General features: G+C 38.1%; 17 protein-coding genes. 12 read left to right on the top strand and 5 right to left on the bottom strand.

Features of this window, described 5'->3' with window-relative positions; translation table 11 throughout:
• Positions 1-180: 180 nt before the first annotated feature.
• From argG to FRZ67_RS13480, 10 genes are all read left to right on the top strand, one after another.
• On the top strand, positions 181-1377 hold the full coding sequence (gene argG / locus FRZ67_RS13525; RefSeq protein WP_147190104.1) for an argininosuccinate synthase: 1197 nt from the start codon (positions 181-183) through the stop codon (positions 1375-1377).
• 95 nt (positions 1378-1472) lie between these two features.
• On the top strand, positions 1473-1820 hold the full coding sequence (locus tag FRZ67_RS13520) for a cupin domain-containing protein (protein ID WP_147190102.1): 348 nt from the start codon (positions 1473-1475) through the stop codon (positions 1818-1820).
• Between the two features lies 1 nt (position 1821).
• Positions 1822-2835: an N-acetyl-gamma-glutamyl-phosphate reductase gene (gene argC, locus FRZ67_RS13515; RefSeq protein WP_147190100.1), complete on the top strand. Its 1014-nt coding sequence runs from the start codon at positions 1822-1824 to the stop codon at positions 2833-2835.
• Positions 2836-2845: 10 nt separating this feature from the next.
• Positions 2846-4006, top strand: coding sequence for an aspartate aminotransferase family protein (locus FRZ67_RS13510; RefSeq protein WP_147190098.1), 1161 nt, complete (start codon positions 2846-2848; stop codon positions 4004-4006).
• Between the two features lie 164 nt (positions 4007-4170).
• Entirely contained in the window at positions 4171-5142 is a 972-nt protein-coding gene (locus FRZ67_RS13505) for a Rossmann-fold NAD(P)-binding domain-containing protein (protein WP_147190096.1), read from the top strand.
• Positions 5143-5183: 41 nt separating this feature from the next.
• Complete coding sequence (gene argB / locus FRZ67_RS13500; protein ID WP_147190094.1) at positions 5184-6053, top strand: acetylglutamate kinase; 870 nt, start codon at positions 5184-5186, stop codon at positions 6051-6053.
• A 14-nt stretch (positions 6054-6067) separates the two neighbouring features.
• Positions 6068-7174 (top strand): M20 family metallo-hydrolase, encoded by a 1107-nt coding sequence (locus FRZ67_RS13495; protein WP_147190092.1) that lies wholly within the window; start codon positions 6068-6070, stop codon positions 7172-7174.
• A gap of 99 nt (positions 7175-7273) precedes the next feature.
• A complete protein-coding gene (gene argH / locus FRZ67_RS13490; RefSeq protein WP_147190089.1) occupies positions 7274-8608 on the top strand; it encodes an argininosuccinate lyase in 1335 nt (444 codons plus the stop codon).
• A 125-nt stretch (positions 8609-8733) separates the two neighbouring features.
• Positions 8734-10191, top strand: a complete 1458-nt coding sequence (locus FRZ67_RS13485) for a CoA-acylating methylmalonate-semialdehyde dehydrogenase (protein WP_147190087.1) — start codon at positions 8734-8736, stop codon at positions 10189-10191.
• A gap of 235 nt (positions 10192-10426) precedes the next feature.
• The gene (locus FRZ67_RS13480; protein ID WP_147190085.1) at positions 10427-13681 is read left to right on the top strand and encodes a S41 family peptidase; all 3255 of its coding nucleotides are present in this window, start codon (positions 10427-10429) and stop codon (positions 13679-13681) included.
• 148 nt (positions 13682-13829) lie between these two features.
• Here FRZ67_RS13480 and FRZ67_RS13475 read toward each other — a convergent pair whose 3' ends face one another.
• Positions 13830-16043 (bottom strand): DUF5916 domain-containing protein, encoded by a 2214-nt coding sequence (locus tag FRZ67_RS13475; protein WP_147190083.1) that lies wholly within the window; start codon positions 16041-16043, stop codon positions 13830-13832.
• A 241-nt stretch (positions 16044-16284) separates the two neighbouring features.
• On the opposite strand from FRZ67_RS13475, the gene FRZ67_RS13470 reads away from it, so the two are divergent.
• Positions 16285-17640 carry an aminotransferase class III-fold pyridoxal phosphate-dependent enzyme gene (locus FRZ67_RS13470; RefSeq protein WP_147190081.1) on the top strand — a complete coding sequence of 452 codons (1356 nt, stop codon included), beginning with the start codon at positions 16285-16287 and terminating at the stop codon, positions 17638-17640.
• Between the two features lie 35 nt (positions 17641-17675).
• Here the strand turns inward: FRZ67_RS13470 and FRZ67_RS13465 are convergent, their stop codons facing one another.
• The 3 genes from FRZ67_RS13465 to FRZ67_RS13455 all read right to left on the bottom strand — a co-directional run bounded on the left by FRZ67_RS13465 (position 17676) and on the right by FRZ67_RS13455 (position 21312).
• Complete coding sequence (locus tag FRZ67_RS13465) at positions 17676-18104, bottom strand: response regulator (protein WP_225975336.1); 429 nt, start codon at positions 18102-18104, stop codon at positions 17676-17678.
• 1 nt (position 18105) lies between these two features.
• Complete coding sequence (locus tag FRZ67_RS13460; RefSeq protein ID WP_147190079.1) at positions 18106-19932, bottom strand: PAS domain-containing sensor histidine kinase; 1827 nt, start codon at positions 19930-19932, stop codon at positions 18106-18108.
• 606 nt (positions 19933-20538) lie between these two features.
• Positions 20539-21312, bottom strand: coding sequence for an outer membrane beta-barrel protein (locus FRZ67_RS13455; protein ID WP_147190077.1), 774 nt, complete (start codon positions 21310-21312; stop codon positions 20539-20541).
• Between the two features lie 198 nt (positions 21313-21510).
• On the opposite strand from FRZ67_RS13455, the gene FRZ67_RS13450 reads away from it, so the two are divergent.
• Positions 21511-21870 carry a response regulator transcription factor gene (locus FRZ67_RS13450; RefSeq protein ID WP_147190075.1) on the top strand — a complete coding sequence of 120 codons (360 nt, stop codon included), beginning with the start codon at positions 21511-21513 and terminating at the stop codon, positions 21868-21870.
• Here FRZ67_RS13450 and FRZ67_RS13445 read toward each other — a convergent pair whose 3' ends face one another.
• Complete coding sequence (locus FRZ67_RS13445) at positions 21871-23325, bottom strand: isocitrate/isopropylmalate family dehydrogenase (RefSeq protein WP_147190073.1); 1455 nt, start codon at positions 23323-23325, stop codon at positions 21871-21873.
• Positions 23326-23531 lie beyond the last annotated feature (206 nt).

Raw genomic sequence — 23531 nt, 5'->3', positions numbered from 1 at the left:
ATTAAAGAAAAAATATCGCTGCTGATTAAAGATAAAAAGTTGAAGTCACAGATGTTACAAAAGCTTAATCACTGCGAATGAAGAAATGTGTTGTATATCATTTCTTCTTGACTTTTTTGCTACTTTTTGAGTCAAGACAAAAAGTAAATAAAGAATAAAGTTGACCACAAAAAATAAGACATGAAGAAAGTTGTATTAGGTTTTAGCGGCGGTCTCGACACCACTTACTGTGTAAAATACTTAACCGAAGAAAAAGGCTATGAAGTACACAGTGTAATTGTAAACACAGGTGGCTTTGATGCATCAGAATTAAAAAAAATAGAAGAACACGCATATAAACTTGGTGTAAAAACACATACTACAGTTGATGCAGTAAAAGGTTATTACGATCGAATTATAAAATACCTGGTGTTTGGCAATGTTTTAAAGAACAACACATACCCTTTAAGTGTAAGTGCTGAGCGTTTAGTGCAGGCACTACATATTGCAGAGCATGTACAAAAACTCAATGCAGATGCCGTAGCACACGGCAGTACAGGTGCAGGTAATGACCAGGTACGTTTTGATATGGTATTTCATATCATGATTCCAACTGTTGAGATCATTACTCCAATCCGTGATTTGAAATTGAGTCGTGAACAGGAAATAGCTTATCTGAAAGAGAAAGGTATTGAAATGAATTTTGAAAAAGCAGCTTACTCTATTAATAAAGGTTTGTGGGGCACGAGTGTTGGCGGAAGAGAAACATTAAACTCAAAAGGTTTGTTACCCGAATCTGCATGGCCTACACAGGTAACAAAGCATGAAAGCGAAGAAGTAAAACTGCATTTTGAAAAAGGTGAACTGACTGCAATTAATGATAAAACATTTTCCCATTCAAGCGAAGCGATACAATATTTACAAACCATTGCAGGCGCTTATGGCATCGGCAGAGATATACATGTTGGTGATACGATCATTGGTATAAAAGGACGTGTTGGTTTTGAAGCAGCTGCGCCAATGGTTATTTTAAAAGCACATCATGCGTTGGAAAAACACGTGCTTACCAAATGGCAGCTTAGCTGGAAAGATACTATTGCCAACTTCTATGGCAATTGGTTGCATGAAGGTCAGATACTTGATCCTGTTATGAGAGATATAGAAGCATTCTTGCAAAGCTCTCAGCAAAATGTAACGGGCGATGTGTTTGTACAATTACAGCCTTATCGTTTTCAAATCATCGGTATAGAAAGTAAGTATGATCTGATGAGTAGCAAGTTTGGTAAATACGGGGAAATGAACAGCGGCTGGAGTGGTGAAGATGTAAGAGGCTTTAGTAAAATATTCGGTAATCAAACAGCCATGTATCATTTAATAAAGAATGCTGCTGATAAATAAAAGTGGAAACCAATTCGTCAGTACAAGAGTGCGACGCAAGGGACGATGATAGCAGTTCTCAAGATCGGCTTATAAAAATAAATAATTACTCATTAATGAGTGCAGTAAGTAAACATAATTCTTTATATCACTACAAATGGGGAAATGATTGTGATGGCTGGGTATTGGTTGATACAAATGCGCTTTCAGTAAAACAGGAACGCATGCCTGCTCAGACATCGGAGGCATTACATTATCATGAAAAGGCGCAGCAATTCTTTTTTATACTAAAAGGAATTGCCACCTTTGAGGTAGAAAATGAGAGCTATACAGTTTATACTCAGCAGGGCTTTCACATAGAGGCAGGAAAAAAACACCGCATTATAAATAATACAGCAGAGGACATAGAATTCATTTTAAGTTCTCAACCCAGCACTAATAAAGACAGGTTTAATTGTGTTTAGCATGAAAAAAATTAAAGTAGGCATAGTTGGCGGCGCTGGTTATACCGGCGGAGAATTAATAAGGTTGCTGCTTCACCATCCACATGCAGAAATAAGTTTTGTACACAGCAAAAGCAACAGCGGCAATCCTTTGCACAAAGTTCATCAGGATCTTATTGGAGAAACAGGCATTCTTTTTACAAGCGAATTAAGTGAGGACATTGATGTGTTGTTTCTCTGCACAGGTCATGGTGAAGCAAGAAAATTTTTAGAGTCAAATATAATTGCCGCGAACATAAAGGTTATTGATCTGTCTAATGACTTCAGACTTTCCTCAAATGCATTTTATCATGGACCAGTCAAGGCAAATGGAGAAGATATTATAACAAGATATTTTGTTTACGGCTTACCAGAATTGAATAAGGAACAAATTCAATCTGCACAAAATATTGCGAACCCTGGTTGCTTTGCAACAGCAATACAACTTGGTTTATTGCCTTTGGCAAAAGCCGGTTTACTTGAAGAAATTTATACGACAGGCATTACGGGTTCTACTGGTGCCGGTCAAGGATTAGCAACCACTTCTCATTTTAGCTGGAGAGCAAATAATATTCAGGCTTATAAAACATTAACGCATCAACATCTCGCAGAGATCGGGCAGTCATTATTGCAGCTACAATCTGGCAGCAATATAGATTTAAGCTTCGTTCCATGGCGTGGTGATTTTACCAGGGGTATTTTTATCAGTTCCACATTACATTGCGACTTATCGCTGGAAGAAATAAAAAAACTTTATAAAGATTTTTATTCAGGTCATCATTTTACAATTATCAGCGATGATGCCATCTTTTTAAAACAAGTGGTTAATACTAATAAATGTGTGATACAATTAGAAAAAGCAGGAACAAAATTAGTGGTTCACTCTGCAATAGACAATCTTCTGAAAGGCGCATCAGGACAGGCTGTTCAGAATATGAACTTAATGTTTGGTCTTGATGAAACAGCTGGTCTTCATCTTAAAGCAAATTATTTTTAAATCAATTACAATGAAATTATTTGATGTATATCCTTTGAATGACATCACCATTACAAAAGCGCAAGGCTCTTATGTATGGGATGAAAATGGTGCGCAGTATCTTGATATGTATGGTGGTCATGCTGTAATTAGTATTGGTCATACACATCCTCACTGGGTAAAAAGAATTGAGGATCAGTTGCACAAGATTGCTTTCTACTCAAACTCTGTACACATACCTATTCAAAAAGAACTGGCAGAAAAGCTTGGCAAGATCAGTGGTAAAGAAGATTATCAACTCTTCCTTGTAAACAGTGGTGCAGAAGCAAATGAAAATGCATTAAAACTTGCATCTTTTCATACAGGTAGAAAAAAGATTGTTGCTTTTGAAAAAGCATTTCACGGCAGAACATCTTTAGCTGTTGCAGCAACAGATAACCCAAAGATCGTTGCGCCTGTTAATGAAACAGACAATGTTGATTTTCTTCCTTTCAATGATGAAGCTGCACTCAAAACATATTTCCAAAAAAATGGAACCAGTGTTGCTGCTGTTATCATCGAAGGCATACAAGGCGTTGGCGGCATCAACGTTGCAACGGAAAGTTTTTTACAACTCATCCGCAGTTTGTGTGATGAATATGGTGCGGTTTATATTGCAGACAGTGTGCAATGCGGTTATGGTCGCAGCGGTAAATTTTTCTCGCATGACTATGCCGGTGTAAATGCAGACATCTACACCATGGCAAAAGGCATGGGCAATGGTTTTCCTGTTGGTGGTATTCTTATTGCTCCGCACATTAAGGCAAAGCATGGAATATTGGGCACTACGTTCGGTGGCAATCATCTTGCATGCGCTGCGGCATTGGCTGTGCTTGAAGTTATCGAAGAAGAAAAACTCATTGATGTTGCCAAACAACGCGGACAATATTTATTCAACCGGCTCAAGGCAATTGATGGCATTCAAAATATTCGTGGTCGCGGCATGATGATCGGCTTTGATGTGCCTGAAGAAATAAAAGACCTGCGCAAAAAATTATTTAATGATCATTTTATCTTCACCGGCGAAGCAAAACCAAATGTTATCCGTTTATTGCCCGCAATGAATATTTCAAGAAAACAGGTAGATGAATTTTTAGATACGTTGAAAGAAGCGATCGCCGAAATGAAAGCAGCGAAAGAAGTAGAAGCATAGAAGAATTGTTTTGATACTAGCTTCTGTATTTCATGGCATCGTTTGTTGCGTCGCAATCCTTTCATCGTTCAGTTCAATAATGAACAGAACGCAAAAGAGAGTGACACAACAAAAGTTTAATAGTAGCAATGCAGCTTTGTACATAAATAAATATATCAGCAGAAGTGAAACAATTTATTTCCGTTCATGATGTAAAAAACATTAATGCATTGGTAGAAAAAGCATTGATGTATAAAGCAGACCCGTTTAAAGACAGAACACTTGGTGCGGATAAACGCATTGGGTTGCTGTTTCTGAATCCCAGTCTGCGTACACGTTTGAGCACACAGGTAGCTGCAAGCAATCTCGGCATGGAAGCTATTGTTTTCAACGTAGATAAAGAAGGCTGGGCGCTGGAATTTGAAGAGGGCGCTATCATGAGTGGCAGTTCAGTAGAGCATATTAAAGATGCTGCACCAATACTCGGAAGTTATTTTGATATACTTTGTATAAGAACGTTTCCTTCATTGAAAAACCGTGAAGACGATTACAGTGAATTGTATATTTCTCAGTTCATAAAATATTGCGGCGTGCCGGTGATTAGTTTAGAAAGTGCAACACTACATCCATTGCAATCATTAACGGACATTGTTACCATCACAGAGGAATTACAAAAGTCAAAAATCAAAAATCAAAAATCAAAACCAAAAATTGTTCTCACCTGGGCGCCGCATGTAAAAGCATTACCGCAATGCGTTGCCAATAGTTTTGCGCAATGGATCAATGCATGGGGCGAAGCGGATTTCGTTATTACCCATCCGGAAGATTATGAATTGAGTGAACAGTTTACAAAAGGTGCGACCATCATTCTTAACCAGGATGAAGCTTTGAAAGATGCAGACTTTGTGTATGTGAAGAATTGGAGCACGTATAAAGATTACGGAAAGATCTACGAGAATGATCCGCGCTGGATGCTTACAGAAGAAAAACTGAAACTTACCAATAATGCAAAAGTGATGCATTGTTTACCTGTAAGAAGAAATGTAGAATTGAGTGATGAAGTATTAGATAGCGTTAACAGTATTGTTACGCAGCAGGCAGGAAACCGTGTTTGGGCGGCGCAGTCTGTGATAAGTGAAATACTGCGCACCCTCTAAATCTCCCCCGTTGGGGAGACTTTAATATACATCTTAATGCTATGGCAAAGTCGAATAATTTGGAAGAGGTTACAAACTCTTCCCCCACAGGGGGAAGCCGGAAGGGGGCTTTATATGTTATAAAGATTGGCGGCAATATAATAGATGATGATGTAAAACTTCAAATGTTCTTATCATCATTTGTTGCAGTAGAAGGAAAGAAAATATTGATCCATGGGGGAGGAAAGCTTGCTACAAAACTTGCCGCGCAATTAGGAGTTGAACAACAAATGATTGATGGCAGAAGAATAACAGATGCAGAAACTTTGAAGATCGTTACGATGGTGTATGCAGGATACATCAACAAAAATATAGTTGCACAATTACAATCACGCGGCAGCAATGCACTTGGTCTATGCGGCGCCGATGGTAATGTGATACAATCACACAAACGCAAACATGCAACTATTGATTATGGCTTTGTGGGTGATGTAGATGCTGTAAACACTTCTTTACTGAGAAGTTTATTAGATCAAAATGCAGATGTAGTATTAGCGCCGATCACACATAACAAAGAAGGTCAGTTACTAAATACTAATGCAGATACTATTGCACAGGAAATAGCGCAAGCCATGAGTGCATTGTATGAAGTACATTTAATTTATTCTTTTGAGAAAGCAGGTGTTTTGATGGATGCAAATGATGACAACACGGTTATAGCTTCTATCACACCTTCATCATACACAGAACTAAAACAACAGAATGTAATTTTTGCAGGTATGATACCTAAGCTTGAAAATGCTTTTGCAGCATTGAACAAAGGTGTTCATCGTGTAATAATTGGCAAAGCGGAAGAACTGCAGGAATTAATACAACAACAATCAGGTACAAGTATCATAGCCTCCCCAAACCCCTCCGGTGGAGGGGCTTAAAGAAAGCTCGTTTTATGTACATAGATAATACTTATCAGGATGGTTCGAAGGTCTCTCCCACCGGGGGAGATTTAATGGAGGCTGCAATCGACCTTTTAAAAAAGCTCATTAGCACACCTTCATTTTCAAAAGAAGAAGATAACACGGCAGAGATCATTGATAATTTTCTCGATTCAAAAGGAATTACTACTTATAGTTATCTCAATAATATCTGGGCGAAGAATAAATTTTTTGATGAAAGCAAGCCTACGATTGTTCTCAACTCACACCACGATACAGTTAAGCCAAATAAAGCATATACACTCGATCCATTTACGCCAATCGAAAAAGATGGAAAGCTTTATGGTTTGGGAAGCAATGATGCAGGCGGTTGTTTGGTTTCATTGATCGCAACATTTATTCATTATTACAAACAGGAAAATTTAAAATACAATCTTCTTATTGCTGCAAGTGCTGAAGAAGAAATTTCCGGGCATAACGGTATTGAAATTTTGTTGCCGCGATTACCTAAAATTGATTTTGGAATTGTTGGGGAACCAACATTAATGAATATGGCTGTTGCCGAAAAAGGCTTGCTGGTGCTGGATTGTATCACGCATGGCAGAGCTGGTCATGCGGCAAGGGAAGAAGGTGAGAATGCTATTTACAAAGCATTAAAAGATATTGAATGGTTCAGAACATATAAGTATGATAAAGTTTCTGATTTGCTCGGACCGATGAAGATGAGTGTAACCATTATCAATGCAGGCTCACAACACAACGTAGTTCCACATGAATGTAAGTTTACGGTTGATGTTCGCGTTAATGAGTTGTATACTTTTGAGGAAGTGCTCGGCATTATCAAAAGCAATGTTAGTTGCGATGTTCAGCCACGCAGTTCACGATTGCGTTCCACTTCTATTGCATTGGATCATCCGCTCATTAAAGCTGGCATTGAACTGGGGAGATCATATTATGGTTCGCCCACAACAAGTGATAAAGCATTAATGAATTTTCCTACATTGAAAATGGGTCCCGGCGATAGTGCACGCAGCCACACAGCAGATGAATTTATTTATGTTGATGAAATAAGAAACGGAATTAATTTGTATATAAAACTGCTTGATAAAATATTATTGTAGCATTATGTGCCGGGCAGAAGAGTAACTATTAAACTTCGTTGCGTCGCACACTTGCACAGCAACAAGTATTTCAGCAACGAGGCAATAAATAAAATGAACATGAAACTCTGGGCAAAAAATACAGCATCATTAAAAGAAGTGGAACAATTCACTGTTGGCAAAGACCGTGAGTTTGATTTATTACTTGCACCATTTGATGTGCTTGGAAATATTGCCCATGCAAAAATGCTTGCAACAGTTGGCTTGCTTACAATTGATGAAGCTGAGTTACTTACAAAAGAACTAAGAGAAATTTATAAATCTACGCAAGACTCAACATTTAAAATTCACGATAATATTGAGGACGTTCACTCGCAGGTTGAATTTTTGCTCACTGAAAAGCTTGGCGACGTTGGTAAAAAAATACATTCTGCACGCAGCCGTAACGACCAGGTTTTAGTAGATGTAAAATTGTTTCTAAGAAGCGAATTGGAAAAAACAGTACAATCTGTTCAATCATTTTTTGACTTACTCATTACGCAAAGCGAAAAATTCAAAACGCATTTATTACCAGGATACACGCATTTGCAATTGGCAATGCCATCATCATTCGGTTTGTGGTTTGGCGCTTATGCAGAAAGTTTGGTTGATGATACAATAACGCTAAAAGCTGCCTTCGATATTGTAAATAAAAACCCATTAGGTTCTGCTGCTGGCTATGGTTCTTCATTCCCCATTAACAGAACACTTACAACAAAATTACTTGGCTTTGCAGATTTAAATTATAATGTTGTTTACGCACAAATGGGTCGCGGTAAAGCAGAAAGAATTGTTGCATATGCATTATCAAACATTGCAGATACGTTGAGCAAACTTAGCATGGATGCTTGTTTGTTCCTTAATCAGAATTTTAGTTTTGTAAGTTTTCCCACACAGCTTACAACAGGCAGCAGCATTATGCCGCACAAAAAAAATCCTGATGTTTTTGAATTGATCCGTTCTCATTGCAACCGCATCAAAGCGTTGCCAAATGAGATCATGATGATGACCACCAATCTTCCATCCGGCTATCACCGGGATCTTCAATTGCTAAAAGAACATTTATTTCCTGCATTTGAAACATTGCGCAATTGCATAGATATGGCTGGACTTATGCTAAGCAATATGGAGGTAAAAGAAAATATTCTCGAAGACGATAAATATAAATTCCTCTTTAGTGTAGAAGAAGTGAACAAACTTGTTTTGCAAGGCACACCTTTCCGCGACGCTTACAAAAAAATTGGCTTAGATATCGAAGCAGGCAACTATACTTACTCCACCAATGTCAATCACACACACGAAGGCAGTATTGGAAATTTATGCAATGAACAAATTGCTGCCAACATGAAAAAAATAATGAGCAGCTTTACTTTTGAAAATTATCATAACGCCATTGATCATTTGCTGGGTAAGTAATTTTTTTTAACCTGCTGTATTACCGGTATTAAACTTTTGTTGCGTCGCACTCTTGTACTGTTACAAATCTTTGCAGCAATTCCATAACTTTAATTTCTCCTGCCATTCTGCATGAGGAAAAATTTATGAAATACAATCCCGTTCAAAATTATATCAACGGAAAATTTGTTGATGCCACAACCGATAAAACATTAGATGTTATTTCTCCCTTAGATGGAACACGTTTATCAACTGTTCCTTTGTCGTCTTCCGACGATTTAAACAAAGCAGTTAAAGCAGCCAAAGAAGCATTTCCAAAATGGAGCAAAACGCCCATCAAAGAAAGAGTACAGGTGTTCTTTCGTTACAAATATTTACTCGAAAAAAACCTGGATGAGCTTGCTGCATTGATCAGCGAAGAAAATGGGAAGACCATTGGTGAATCTGTTGCTGAAATAGAAAAATGCATTGAGCTCACGGAGTTTGCCTGTTCATTACCCCAATTAGTAACAGGCGAATTATTAGAAGTGAGTAAAGGTATAGAATGCAGAACAGAGCGTATTCCGCTTGGCGTTGTAGCATCCATCGTTCCGTTTAATTTCCCTGCAATGGTTCCCAATTGGACCATCCCTAACGCAATCGCACTTGGCAATTGCATGATCATAAAACCATCAGAAAAAGTCCCATTGACATTGACACGTATTGCAACTTTGTTAAAAGAAGCAGGCCTGCCAGATGGCGTTTTCAATATAGTAAATGGTAATAGCGAAATTGCAACTGCAATTTGTGCCCATCCGGATATTGAAGCCGTTACATTCGTTGGTTCAACTAAGGTTGCGAAGATCGTTTATCAAACGGCTACATATAACTTTAAACAATGTCTTGCATTGGGTGGTGCAAAAAATCACCTCATTGTTTTACCTGATGCCAAACCTGAAATGACCGCACAAAATATTACTGCATCCATGAGTGGTTGTGCGGGTCAGCGCTGTATGGCAGCATCTGCAATGGTAGCAGTTGGCGATGTTGACCACATCATCAATAAAATTTGCGAGGAAGCAAAGAAAGTAGTGCCGGGAAAAAATCTTGGTGCTGTCATTAGCAAGCAATCAAAAGAAAGAATTGAACAATACATTACAGAAGCAGAACAGCAAGGAGCAAAGATTTTAGTGGATGGCCGCGGTGCAACTGTTGAAGGAAAAGAGAATGGCACTTATGTTGGTCCTACTGTAATTGATTTTGTAAAACCCGAAATGTCTGTTGCAAAAGAAGAGATATTTGGTCCTGTTATCAGCATAATGCGTACAAATAGTTTGGAAGAAGCTGTTGCGATTGAGAATAACAATCCTTATGGCAATGCTGCAAGTGTATTCACACAAAACGGTAGTTACGCAAGGTTTGTAATTGACAAAGCAAGTGCAGGAATGATCGGCGTAAATGTTGGTGTGCCTGTACCGCGTGAACCTTTTTCTTTTGGTGGTTGGAATGAAAGTAAATTCGGCAGTGGTGATATCACAGGGAAAAGTTCAATTGAATTTTTTACCAGGTTGAAAAAATCAACGATCAAATGGAATCCTGAAGCTGGAACGAATTGGATGAGCTAATGTCGTGAATGGGGAATTGTCAATTGTGAATAATTTTTGTTTGTCGGCTTTAGTATTTTATGGCATCACCTGTTGTGTCACTCACTTCAAAGGTTTGTTCATTGTTAAGCAAAAAATGGAACGCACAAGTGTGCGACGCAACGAAAGCTCAATGCTTATTCTTCTGCCGGGTTCAAAAAATATTTTATTATATTTATTATCTGACCTTTTCATACCAACTTTCAAATAATACTATATGTACAAACTGCTTATTCTCTTTGTATGCGCAGGCATAAGCGCCGCTGCGCAGGAAACCCTGTTGCTGCGTTCGCCGTCTGTAAGTAATAACAAAATTGCATTTGCCTATGGCGGAGATGTGTGGACAACAGACCGCGATGGGTCACATCCGCAAAGGATCACTGTAAATCCCGGCGTTGAAAGTAACCCAATGCTTTCGCCCGATGGAAAGTGGATTGCATTTAACGGAAACTACGATGGAAATGAAGACGTATATATTGTTGCTGCAAGCGGTGGTACACCAAAAAGATTAACGTATCATCCTTCACCGGATGAAGTGCGCAGTTGGGATGGCAACGATAAAATTGTTTTTTCTTCTTCAAGATCCGTATGGCACAACTTTAACCTGCAGCTTTTTGAAGTAAGTATTACTACTGGCATAGAACAAATGTTGCCTATGCCTGAAGCAAGCCAGGGTAGTGTTTCACCTGATGGAAAATATACTGCCTATATACGTTCTGTTGATGTAAATGAATGGGCGAACTTTAGATTGTATCGTGGTGGAGATAAACTGCGCATCTGGATCTTTAATAATTCAACACATGATATAGAAGAAATTGCCGCTGCAAATTCAAACAGCAGCAGACCTGTATGGACAGACAATAACACGATCTATTTTTTAAGCGATCGCGATAATCATTACGTGAATGTTTATAAATACAATGTGCAAACAAAAGCTGTGTCGCAGGTTACATCGCTAAAAGATTTTGATGTAAAAACACTTTATTCAAACGGAAGTGAATTGGCGTTTGAGCAGGCGGGGAAAATATTTTTACTAAACCCGTCTACCGACCAGGTTACACATGTGCCTGTGACAATACAGGAAGACATGATATCAAAACGTTCATACTTTGCAGATGCTGATGGCAGCATTACGAATGTAAATATTTCTCCAACAGGATTAAGAGCGTTAATGGAAGTGCGTGGTGAAATATTTACTGTACCACTTGACAAAGGCGATGTAAGAAATATTACCAACACAACAAATGCCAACGAAAGAGATCCTGCATGGAGCCCCGATGGAAAATGGATCGCATACTTCAGTGATGAAAGTGGTGAGTATACTTTGAAACTGAAAGATCAGAAAGGAGAGAAAGATGCTGTAACGATAAAGCTTGATAGTATTGGTTTTTATTTTCATCCTGTGTGGAGCCCTGACAGCAAAAAGATTGCATACACAGACAAACAAAGAAAATTATTTATCATTGATATTACAGAAAAGAAGCCTGTTGAAATTGATAAAGACTGGTACACTCCCGGAGCCCCACAAATAAGTTACTGCTGGTCTACCGATTCAAAATGGATAACGTATAATAATCGCGTTGACAACCATTTTGGAGCCATCTTCCTATACAATATTGCTGATAAAAAGAAATACCAGTTAACAGATGCAATGAGCGAAGCAAACTTTCCTGTATTCAGTAAAGATGGTAAATATATTTTCTTTACTGCAAGTACAAATTATGGCCCGGGCGAAGCATGGCTTGATCTAACGAGCTATGATCATGAAACAAGAAGCAATATCTACGCTATTGTTCTATCAAAAAAGAATCCATCCATACTAAAACCCCAAAGCGATGAAGAAACAGTAGCTGCTACAGCAGAAAAACCAGCAACTACTGATGATAGTAAAAAAAATAAAAAAGACAAACCTGCAGACAAAACAGATTCTTCAAAAGAATCAGCTGTTGTAATTGATCTTGATAATATTCAGCAACGTATAGAAACATTACCAATTCCAGCGAAAAATATTTATGCATTAAGCGCTCTTGTTGATGGTCAGTTGTATTATCTAACGCAGGATTATCATGTGCCGACTGCAACATTAAATGGTTATGATATTGAAAAAAGAAAATCAGATGTGGTAATGAGCGGCATAAATTATTATATAGTAAGTAATGATGGGAAGAAAATGCTTTATATAGCTAATGGTTCGTATGGAATTGTTACAACTAATAAAGCCAATGTTGGCGATGGTGCGTTGAATACTGCCGCTATAAAAGTATATGTAGATCCTGAAAAAGAATGGGCACAGATGTACAATGAAGTTTGGCGCATTGAAAGAGATTTTCTCTATGTAAAGAATGCTAATGGTGCAAACCTCGAAGCATTGAAAAAGAAATACTCGATATTTCTTCCATACCTCGCACACAGAAGCGACCTGGAATATGTGATCAGGCAAATGTTAGGTGAACTTGTGCTGGGTCATGTGTTTGTTGGTGGTGGAGATTTTCCTAAAACAAAAAGCGTTAGCGTTGGTTTGCTTGGCGCAGATTATGAAATCGTAAGTGGATATTATAAGTTTAAAAAAATATATTCAGGTCTTAACTGGAACCCCAATCTTACTGCGCCGCTTACACAGCCCGGTATTGATGTAAAGCAAGGTCAATATTTGCTTGCCGTAAATGGCATTCCGCTTGATGCAAAAATAAATGTGTACAGTCTCTTTCAAAATACAGCAGGAAAGCAAACAAGAATTACAGTGAATGATTCTGCATCGATGAAAAGTGCAAAAGATTTTATTGTAGTGCCTGTGCCATCTGAAAGCGGTTTGCGGTTCATGGACCGCGTAGAAGAAAACCGACGTATTGTTGATTCACTAAGCGGCGGAAGAATTGCTTATGTGTATTTGCCAAACACTGCTGATGGCGGTTACGATTTCACGAATCGTTATTTTTTCACTCAGTTAAATAAAGATGCAGTAATTGCAGATGACCGCAATAACATGGGTGGTTATGCTGCTGATTATATTGTTGACCTGCTTGCACGCAAAACGGTTATGTATTCCAATCAGCGCGATAACAAACCTTTCTCAATTCCAAATGCTGTCATCAACGGACCAAAAGTTATGCTTACCAATTCACATGCACTATCCGGCGGAGACCTTATGCCATATATGTTTCGTGCAAAAGGGGTAGGCAAACTTGTTGGTACAACTACGTTTGGAATTCTTGTCGGCAATGCCGGCAATCCCGGCTTAATGGATGGCGGTTATATAACATCGCCAAACATAGGCATCTTTAGTACAGATGAAAAATGGATCATTGAACAAACAGGTGTTGCGCCGGATGTTGAAGTAGAAAATTATCCAAAAGATTTACTCAATGGTCATGATGCGCAATTAGAAAAAGCAATAGAAATTATTATGAAAGATCTGCCTCCACATAAAGAAGTGCATCAACCTGCAGATCCGATTCGTGTAGCAGATTATTAGTGAAGAATTTTTTGTTACAAACTGCAGTGCAGGTGGCATCGGTTGTTGTGTCACTCACTTGTGCGTTCGGTATAATATTGAACAGAACGTACAAGAGTGCGACGCAACAGTTGATGCCATGAAATACAAAAGCCGGGTACAAAAAAAATCAAAACTGTTTCAAATAACTTACTTTAAATATTACATGATCTTCTGATTGCTTTACATGTTGAAGATCTGTAAGGCTTCCATGATTGTAAATAAAATAAATGTAAGACAGCGGAGAATATTCCCATGAAAAACGAATGTTGTAGCTATCAGAATTATCGAGTGAATTTTTTTGATAGAACCCAATCAGCTGCATGCGTGGATTCAATGCAAAGCGACCTTGTATAATGTAGAGATCAATTGTTGAATTGGTTTTTGGCTCACCAACATCTATAAAATGATTTCGGTTAAATTCTGCAAGCAAAGAAATGTGCGGAATAGGCGCAAACTGTAATTTCCAGTCACTGGCATTTAGTTTCCCGTTAAAGTAGGTTCCCCATTTGTAATCACCCGCAATACTCAGCACCTTCGAAGGATCGCTTGTAAAAATTATTTCATTTTGGAAATAATTATAATCGCCTGGATTGATTGTTATGCCAAGCGGTTGAAATGGTTCTGTTAATCGTTGAAAGACAGGTGTAATTGAATATCCCAAATATGCACCGTTTTGAAAGTTCAGCCACACGGGCCAGAAGTATAAACTTCGTTCAATAAATTTTCCGGTAGATGTCTGCCAGTAAAATTCGGGAAGAAAGCCCGGTTCGTAGGCACGTAATATTTTTTTAAAGGGTAATAATTTTCCGCGATAATACCAGTTCATACCAGGTGTGGTACCAATAACATCTTTGCGTGATACAAAACCCATTTCAGGATCGAAATTTTTTGTAACAACAGATTGTGTCCACCAGAATTTATAGTGATTGGTAGAATTATAATATTGTGCAAAGCCTGCAAACCCCTGCTGATTGGCATTTGTAGAGATTGTGTGTGTAAGAATTGTATTCAGAGATTGTGATTCTCCCAAACGAAAGAATCCATCAATTGTACTTTCAATATTTGAACCTGACGGAGTATTTTTTATGCTTGATAAAATGCCAATGCGATTTTGCTGGCCAAAATTTTGAGAATATCTGCCCACAAAATAATTCGTTGCAGGGCTGTTGTTTGTTTCTTCCTGGCGCATAACAATTGCTCCATAATTTCTTTTTGAAGAACGGTTCACAAATCTTCCACCGGCAACGATTGGTATAGGATTACCGAGCGTATCCAATCCAATCGTTCTGCTAAAGAAAGGTTGTATATGCATAAAGCCACCGGAGCCATCACCGGCTTGCTGAATAGCCGGGCTAAATAACGAAGCATTCTCTAAAAAGAATTGACGCTTCTCAGGAAAGAATACAGAGAATCTTGTTGCATTATTTACCTGCAGATCTGCATCTGCCTGTGCAAAATCTGTGTTAACGGTAAGATCGAGCACTGCGTTTGTATTGACAGCCCATTTTATATCGCCACCAATCTTTGTTTTTGTTTGATTTGGTTTTACAGACTCATCAAAATTTTTATAATGATCAAATGAACTAAGCACATATGGCTGAATACGAATATTAGGCTTTGGTGGCGGTGGTTGCAAATCTTTAAGTACACCTGCATACTCCATTCTTGAATTACTGAATACCCGTGGAAAAGGTGAGAACGCTGATATCTCGTTTGTAAGCCGCCTGTTCCTATAAACATTCATTCCCCAATTCTGAATACTGTCTTTTGTTCTGGGGTAACGAAGCGTTTGCCATGGAATGGCGATTTCTGCATACCAGCCAGAATCAGTTCTTGTAGCACGTACACGCCAAAGACCATCCCAGTTCTCGTCAAAATAAAGATCATCAAAACTCAGGTAATCGCGCTGTACACCATAAGCATTAACTGCAAAACACATGGCATTGCGCTTATCGTTGAATCCATCAAACGAAAAATTTATAAGATCATGCTGGCGGTAGTCAAAATCTCTTTTAAAATCTGTAGCACGAATTGCTTTTCTGCCGAGTGAATCATGTGAAAAAATTCCAAGGTATAAATACAGCTGGTTGTATAAAACTTTTACATCAGTTCTAAAATTTGACAATTGACCCTGGTAAGGTTCAATCTGTATAAAATCAGGAGATGGTTTTGCAAGGTTCCATTCGGGTTCATTCAATATACCATCGACATGTAAGGTGCTTTTTATTTCTACAGCATTCAATTCTTTTTTTATGGAATCTGGTTTAAATATTTCTGCTTGCTGGCAAAATGATCGTAATGAAATGAACAACAGTAATAGTAATGGCAGCTTCGAATACATGGGCCTCAATATACAACTTGTATCTATTCCGTATATTTTACAGGATAATATTTTTTTGGTACCGGGCTTTTGAATCAATGATTAAGCATTGGTTGCGTCGCACTCTTGTACGCTTTGATCTTTGCTCAGCAATGCTTATAATGCTAAAGAGTGCGACGCAACAAAAGTATAATAGCAATTGTGAAGTTGGGATAATAAAAATTTCGTCTACATTTATAATTGAATATTCAACATACATTTTATGCCGCAAACAATTTCTATTTCTGAAGCACAGGAGATCATAAAGAATAATCTTGATTATACTTTGTTTTCATGGAGTAAACAAAAAGGGCTTAGCCCGATTGCAGTTAAGTATGCAAAAGGTGTTTACCTGTACGATTATGATGGCAAACGTTATATAGATTTTTCTTCCGGTTTGATGAATGTAAATATTGGTCATGGAGATCAGCGTGTAACAGATGCGGTGGTAAAGCAAATGCAGCAAGTAAGTTATGTTACGCCTGCATGTGCCACTAAAGTGCGTGGCGATCTGGGGAAGAAGATTGCAGAGATCAGTCCGGGTAATCTTACCAAAACGTTGTTCACGATTGGTGGGGCAGAAGCTATTGAGAATGCCATTAAAATGGCGAGATTGTATACAGGCAAACATAAGATCATTGCACGTTACCGGGCTTTTCATGGAGCAAGTTATGGCGCTATGACTGCGGGCGGTGATCCACGTAAACTGGCAAGCGATGCGCAACAAATGCCGAATGTAATTCATGTGGAAGATCCTTATTGCTATCGTTGTCCATGGGGCAAAGAGATAACAAGTTGTTCAAGAGAGTGTGTAAGCCATATTGAAAGAGTGATACAATTTGAAGGCCCGGAAAATATTGCTGCATTGCTAATGGAAGGAGAGAGCGGTTCATCAGGTTGTATAAAATATCCTGCTGATTATTTGCAAAAGGTAAGAGCACTGTGTGATAAATATAATATTCTGCTGATAGCAGATGAAGTAATGAGTGGGCTTGGCAGAACGGGCAACTGGTTTGGTATTGACACACATGGTGTAGTGCCTGATATAATCGCAACAGCGAAAGGGTTGACATCGGGCTATTTGCCTTTTGGTGCGCTAATAGTAAGTGATAAGATAGCTGCTCATTTTGATGATAATGTATTGTGGCTGGGACTTACTTATTCAGCACATGCCACGTGCTGCGCTGCTGCATTGGAAGTGTTGAATATATATGAAGAAGATAACCTGATAGAGAATGCAGAAACAATGGGAAAATATATTGAAGCGGAAGTAGAAAAATTAATGGCAAAACATCCAAGCATTGGAGATTTCAGGAATACAGGATTGCTTGGTTGCATTGAATTGGTAAAGAACAGAGCAACAAAAGAACCGATGGCGCCATTCAATGCAAAGCCTGATCAAATGACCATCATGAATAAAGTAGCAGCAAAATTAAAAGAGCTGGGTATGTACACTTTTGTAAGATGGAACTACATTTTTATCGCCCCACCATTATGTATTTCAAAAGAAGAAATAGATGAAGGTCTTTCTATTATCAGTGAAGCGTTACAAATAGCAGATGAATATGTCTCACGATAGATATAAAAAAAGGACGCTGGTACTAACGTCCTTTTTTAATGAATTTGTTCTTTTTCCTTTTCGGAAAGGAAAATATTTTTGAGGAGATCTGGCGTAAGTGGTTTTACAATGTAATCTGTTATTTCAGGATTTGATTTTGCTTTTTGAATATCCTGGCTGTCTGTTGATGAACTTAAAATATAAATGTCTATTTTCTTTTGAATGGTCGACCTGATCTTTACAAATTCATCCATAAACTCCCAGCCATTCATAACCGGCATGTTAATATCTAAAAAGATCAGTTCAGGAATTTCACTATCTGAATGTGGTGTTTTAAAAAAATTAATGGCATCAAGACCATTTGAAAACTCAATAACTCCTTCCGATGGCTGATATCGTTGTATCATCCTTTTCATTCCAAACTGGTGGATAAAATCATCGTCAATAAGGCAGGATCTGACCTGCCTGCTGTTTGTTGACATCATCTTAGAATTTAATTGTAAAGGTTGTACCTGTTCCTGGCTCACTTTCTACATTAATAGTGCCGCCCATAGCTTCTATCTGGTTCTTCGTAATCAACAAACCAATGCCTCTTGAATCCGGATGATTATGGAATGTCTGGTGCATACGGAAAAGTTTATCTCTATGCTTGGTAAGGTCTATGCCCATTCCGTTATCCTTAATAGTGAGCATGGTTTTACCGTTGTCCATATAGGATCGTAAAACTACATGCGGTGTTCTCTGCGGGCTGCGGTATTTAATAGCATTGGATACAAGGTTCAGTATGATACTTTCAATATAAGCGGGTACATAATCAATGATCGGGCATTTACTAAAATCAGATTCAATAGTTGCTTTTGTATCATTAATCTGTTGAGATAATGTGCCTGTCACATTATTAAGTACTTCTTTAAATGAGATAGGCACCCTTGAAATATTTAACTCTGTTTCTACAGCCATAAGGTCATTTAGGTTACTAATACTTTTTGAAAGCGATGTAGAAATTTTCTGCAATGAATCGAGACAGAATTTGCGCTCTTCTTCATTCTGCGTAGTACTTAATACCTGCAATATCATTTGCAGGTTGCTTGCATGACTTCTAAGGTTATGCGAAGCAATATGTGCAAAATTCAGTAACCTTTTGTTTTGCTCACCCACCTGGTTTGAAACGGAACCCGCTAATTCAGATTCTGTTGCTTTTCTGCTATTGAGCTCTTCGATAATACCTTTTAAAGCCACAACCTTACCTGTGCTATCAATTACAGGGCCGGCTTTTTCCCGCAAAGTTTTGATATTACCTCTTGGTGTAGTACAGGTGAGAATTATTTCATATTGCTCTCTTGCATATACTGCTTTATTAAATCCTTCCTGGAAAGCCTCCTGCGAAGTATCTGTAAACATATTATTTATCGGCTCAAACTTTAGAGGTGCTTCCACTCCCAATTCGAGTATTTCCAATACTTCATTAGAGAAAGTGAACCTTGCACGGTTAAGGTCGTATTCAAATTCTCCCGAAGGCAATTGAACAGGTGACGCAGCAGCAATATTTTCCAATACAGGGGCCGTTTCAACACGCTCTTTTCGTTTAACTATAAAACCCGTTATTTTAGATGGTTGATTTTCTTCATTATAAGAAACCTTTCCTGAGGTTTCAAACCAGTTGTATACGCCGTCTTTATTTTGTAGTCTGACATCAAGCGAGTAAGGTATCTTATGCTTTATGTGGTCATCAATTGCTTTTACAAGCCTGCTATTATCTTCCGGGTGTGTAAGTACATGCAAGAGGTTAAAATAAGTTGGCGCAATCTCTCCCGCATTATAACCTATGGCGTTGTAAAAATTGTCAGACCAATATTGTTTCCCCTGATAAATATCATAAGACCATATACCGGCGTTCATAATATCGATTACAGTTTTATACTGTTCATGATGTTCTTCCAGTACAGTATAATCTTTAACGATGCCTGTTATATCTGTGTCATAACCAATCATGCGCACAGGATTGCCCATATAATCCCATTCTGTTATTTTTCCTTTGGAAAGTACATGTACTATGCTGCCGTTCTTGTGCCTGAAGCGGGCACGTACTTCATAAGGGTAAGCTCCTTTTGAAGAAACATGTTTCTGATAAGAATTAATCACAGTAGGCTGATCTTCTTTCAGAATCAGGTTTATCCAGGTATCCGGATCATCGGAAATTTCGTGATCTTCATATCCCAGCATGTTTTTGATTACAGGGCTGAGATACTTTTTTCGTGATGAAATTTCCCAATCCCAGAACCCGATTAGTTCTTGTTCTTGAATGAGGGTCATTGCGTTTTCATTACTACTAAATCCATTGAAGTTTAGTAGGATATTTTGGTACGGTTAAAAATAAAAAAGATAACCCTGGGTGTGTCGGTTATCTGTGTGCAATCTAAGATTTTATCTATTCATCGTGAACATTTTTTTTAAAAAAAATAAATCCACATGTCTTAATAAGTCCTGTCCCCACACCATTTTAATTTGTTTTAAAGCATCGGAATATATTCTTGTAAACCCTTCGTGGTTTTTTAAAAATGACTACTCTCTAAAATCATATATCTAAGGTAACATAAGCCAGTACAGCTATTTAGCCACGGTTGCGTCGCATTACATTCATCGTTCTGTAGTATTATTCAACTTGATGCAATGTTTTCCACATTAAAAGAAATTCAATTATAAATGCCTTTATTAAAAAATGATTTGTATTCTATTTCTATTAATCTAAAATCAAAAAGATGAATAAATATTCAACAGATGAACGTAATGCGACGCAACGAAGATGCTACAAGATACAGAAAGCTGGCACCATTTAAATGCAAGTTGCTTTACCGGTACTAACATTCAATAAAAAAGACAGCCGATTAGCTGTCTAATATTTTATAGCATTAACTGAATTTATAAGCCACTTATCGTTAGTCCTATTGAGTATGGATTGGTAGAAGATCCGGATGCTGATTTTAGCAATCCCGTTAAACTATAGGAACCATCTAACGAAAAATTACCCATACCTATCCTTGCTGTAGCAGCTACACGACTGGTATTAAAGAATTTTTTATCATATTCTTTTTGTGCATATGATTTGCCATATAAAGAAGTGCCGGAAGCATTTTGCAGGTCTTTCCCTTTAGTGTATGCTTTAAGCATAAGCCCGAATTTCAAACCCAAAGCTGCTTTCCAACCCTTATCTGGTGTTACCGGGTTTGATGCATAGCGGAATTCCAAAGGTGCTTCAATCCAGGTAGTAGTAAGTTTATAATGCTTAAAATGATCTGTAGCAGATACATTTTTAAAAGGCAGTGTGGTAGAAGTTGTAGACTTGAGGTCTATATAAGTATTGCTAAAGAAAATATTGCTGCTGGCAAACCCGGCTCCTATACCAACACTATAATGAGGGTTGGCTTTGAAAGGCTTGTCAAGCATAAAATAGAAATTGAAATGTCTTGAAAAGCCACCTGGGTTAGCGGAATCCGGAGCATTTGACCATCCATCATATCCAAACTGGATCATAAAATGATCATTGGCCCTATTGCTCAGATCAAGTTTTTTCCAGTCTGTTTTAGGTTTTTCCTTTGCTTTTTCCAAATCTTTTATTGCAGACGTGTCTTTTATTTGAGCGTTTGCAAGCGTAAAAATACCCACACCTAATATTGCCAGCAATATTTTCTTCATTATGCAGCTTTTGATAATTAAATTTGTTTCCGGATTTTGACCAGCGCCGACAAAAATAGTAGAATTGAAGCCATGTATCTGGTTAAAATAAAGTCAAAACGTAAAAGTCTTGTTTCTAAATAATTTGAATACTCGTTATTTCATGCCAATACACAATTATTTCCATGATGTAGCTATATCCTTAAAAACCAAAAACCCATGAAAATATTAATTGCAGAGGATGACCCACTGATGATGGTAGTTATAAAGCAGCAGCTTACTAATGAAGGGTATACGCTGAGTATAAACACGGATGGCCGTGAAGCATTGGAAGCACTGGAGTCATTTAAGCCTGATCTTATTATTACAGATATATTGATGCCTTTTACTTCAGGCCTTGATCTCATAAGTGTGGTGCGGTCTTCCGGAAATAAAGTACCCATACTTGTACTTTCTGCTATGGACCAGGAAGCTACTGTGTTGGAAGCGCTAACACTTGGTGCCAATGATTATATTTCAAAACCATTTAAGCCGGCAGAAATATCTGTGCGTGTGAAAAGATTGCTTAAGATAAAATAATTATTGGCCCTGTGCAAGGCTATATGCTTTTTTATCACCCAGCATCAGTAATAGTTCCGAAGAGCATATTTTGAAGTTGCCGCTCATGCTTACGTACAGCCCTAGCACATCCTGCTGGTTCAGCGGAAAATCATCAATGCTTTCAAAACGTACATTGTACTGGTTTACCAGGTTTGTATAAACTGAACCTGTTGGCCAAACCTGTGTGCCACGGTTACTGATATTAATAAGCTTAAATTTAACACCGGCATGACGCATACATTTATTAGCTATAGTAATGGGTTGTTCATTGCTTTCAATAAAGAAATCCACGCCCACAATTTTTTCATTAGCCACATCTGCAGATTCCATCATCGGATTTTTCTCTAATTTAAAATATGTTTGAGTGGTGGGCAGATCTTTCAATAAAGGTTTGGCACCCTGTTCCGGTACTTTACCAAAATTGCCAATAATTGCTTCCGCAAACTCAGTGGTATTTAAAGACGGGATTGATTTATTTCCAAAGTCGCCTGTATGGATTCCCTGTTCCAGGGTATATAACAAAGCATTTTCTATAATCGCCGCACTTTCCATCATCCCAAGGTGACGAAGCATTCCAAAACCACTTAATAATAATGCAGTTGGATTTGCAATATTTTTCCCTGCGATATCAGGCGCTGTACCATGCACTGCTTCAAAAATACAAATATGATCGCCTATATTCGCAGACGGGGCAAATCCAAGCCCGCCAACCAATCCGGCACAAAGATCACTTACAATATCACCCTGTAAATTGGTTAATACAACCGTATCAAATAAATCAGGTCTTGTAACGAGTTTCATACAAAGGTCATCAACGATTACATCATCTGCTTTAAGTTCAGGATAATCTTTGGCAACTTCATAAAACACTTCAAGAAACAAACCATCAGTTATTTTCATAATGTTTGCCTTGTGCCCACAGGTAATGCGTTTGGCCTGTTTTTTCTTGGCCATTTCAAACGCATACTTTATCAATTGCAAACTTCCGGGTCTTGTTATAAAGCGACGGCTCAATGCCACATCATGAGTAAGCATGTGCTCTACGCCACCATAAGTGTCTTCAATATTTTCACGCACAACTGTAATATCAATTGGAATACCCGCTTTACTAAAAACAGTATCTACACCATGCAATGTTTGAAAGGTTCTTTTGTTGGCGTAAGTGTTCCATGTTTTACGCGCCGTAACATTTACGCTTTTTACACCTTTACCTTTCGGGGTTTCCATCGGACCTTTAAATAAAATGCCCAATGTTTCAATGCTGCGTTGCGCATCCGGTGTCATCCCATTGCTGTAACCTTTGTCAAAAACCCATTTGCCCATATCCACAAATTCATATTCCAGCGGTACTTTTGCGGCATCAAATATTTTTAACACCGCGTCCATAATCTCCGGGCCAATACCATCGCCTTTAGCTACAGCAATTTTTGTCATAACAATAAAATTTGTTGTGGAATAATGTGCAGCAAATGTACGGCTGCAAGGCATGTTTGTAACTAAAAGCGATAAGTATTTTTTGGTTACTAACCCTTGTGCTTTGGGCATCGCAGGTTGTGTCACTCACTTGTGCGTTCGGAACTGTATCGTCCTAAAATAGTGAACAATATTTCTATTCGCAAGCTACACAAAGATCATTTTGT

This window comes from Panacibacter ginsenosidivorans (genome assembly GCF_007971225.1).
In the GTDB taxonomy this organism is placed as follows: Bacteria; Bacteroidota; Bacteroidia; order Chitinophagales; family Chitinophagaceae; genus Panacibacter; species Panacibacter ginsenosidivorans.
Note: the sequence above shows the minus strand (reverse complement) of the source record. Positions and strands in the feature narration are given on the sequence as shown.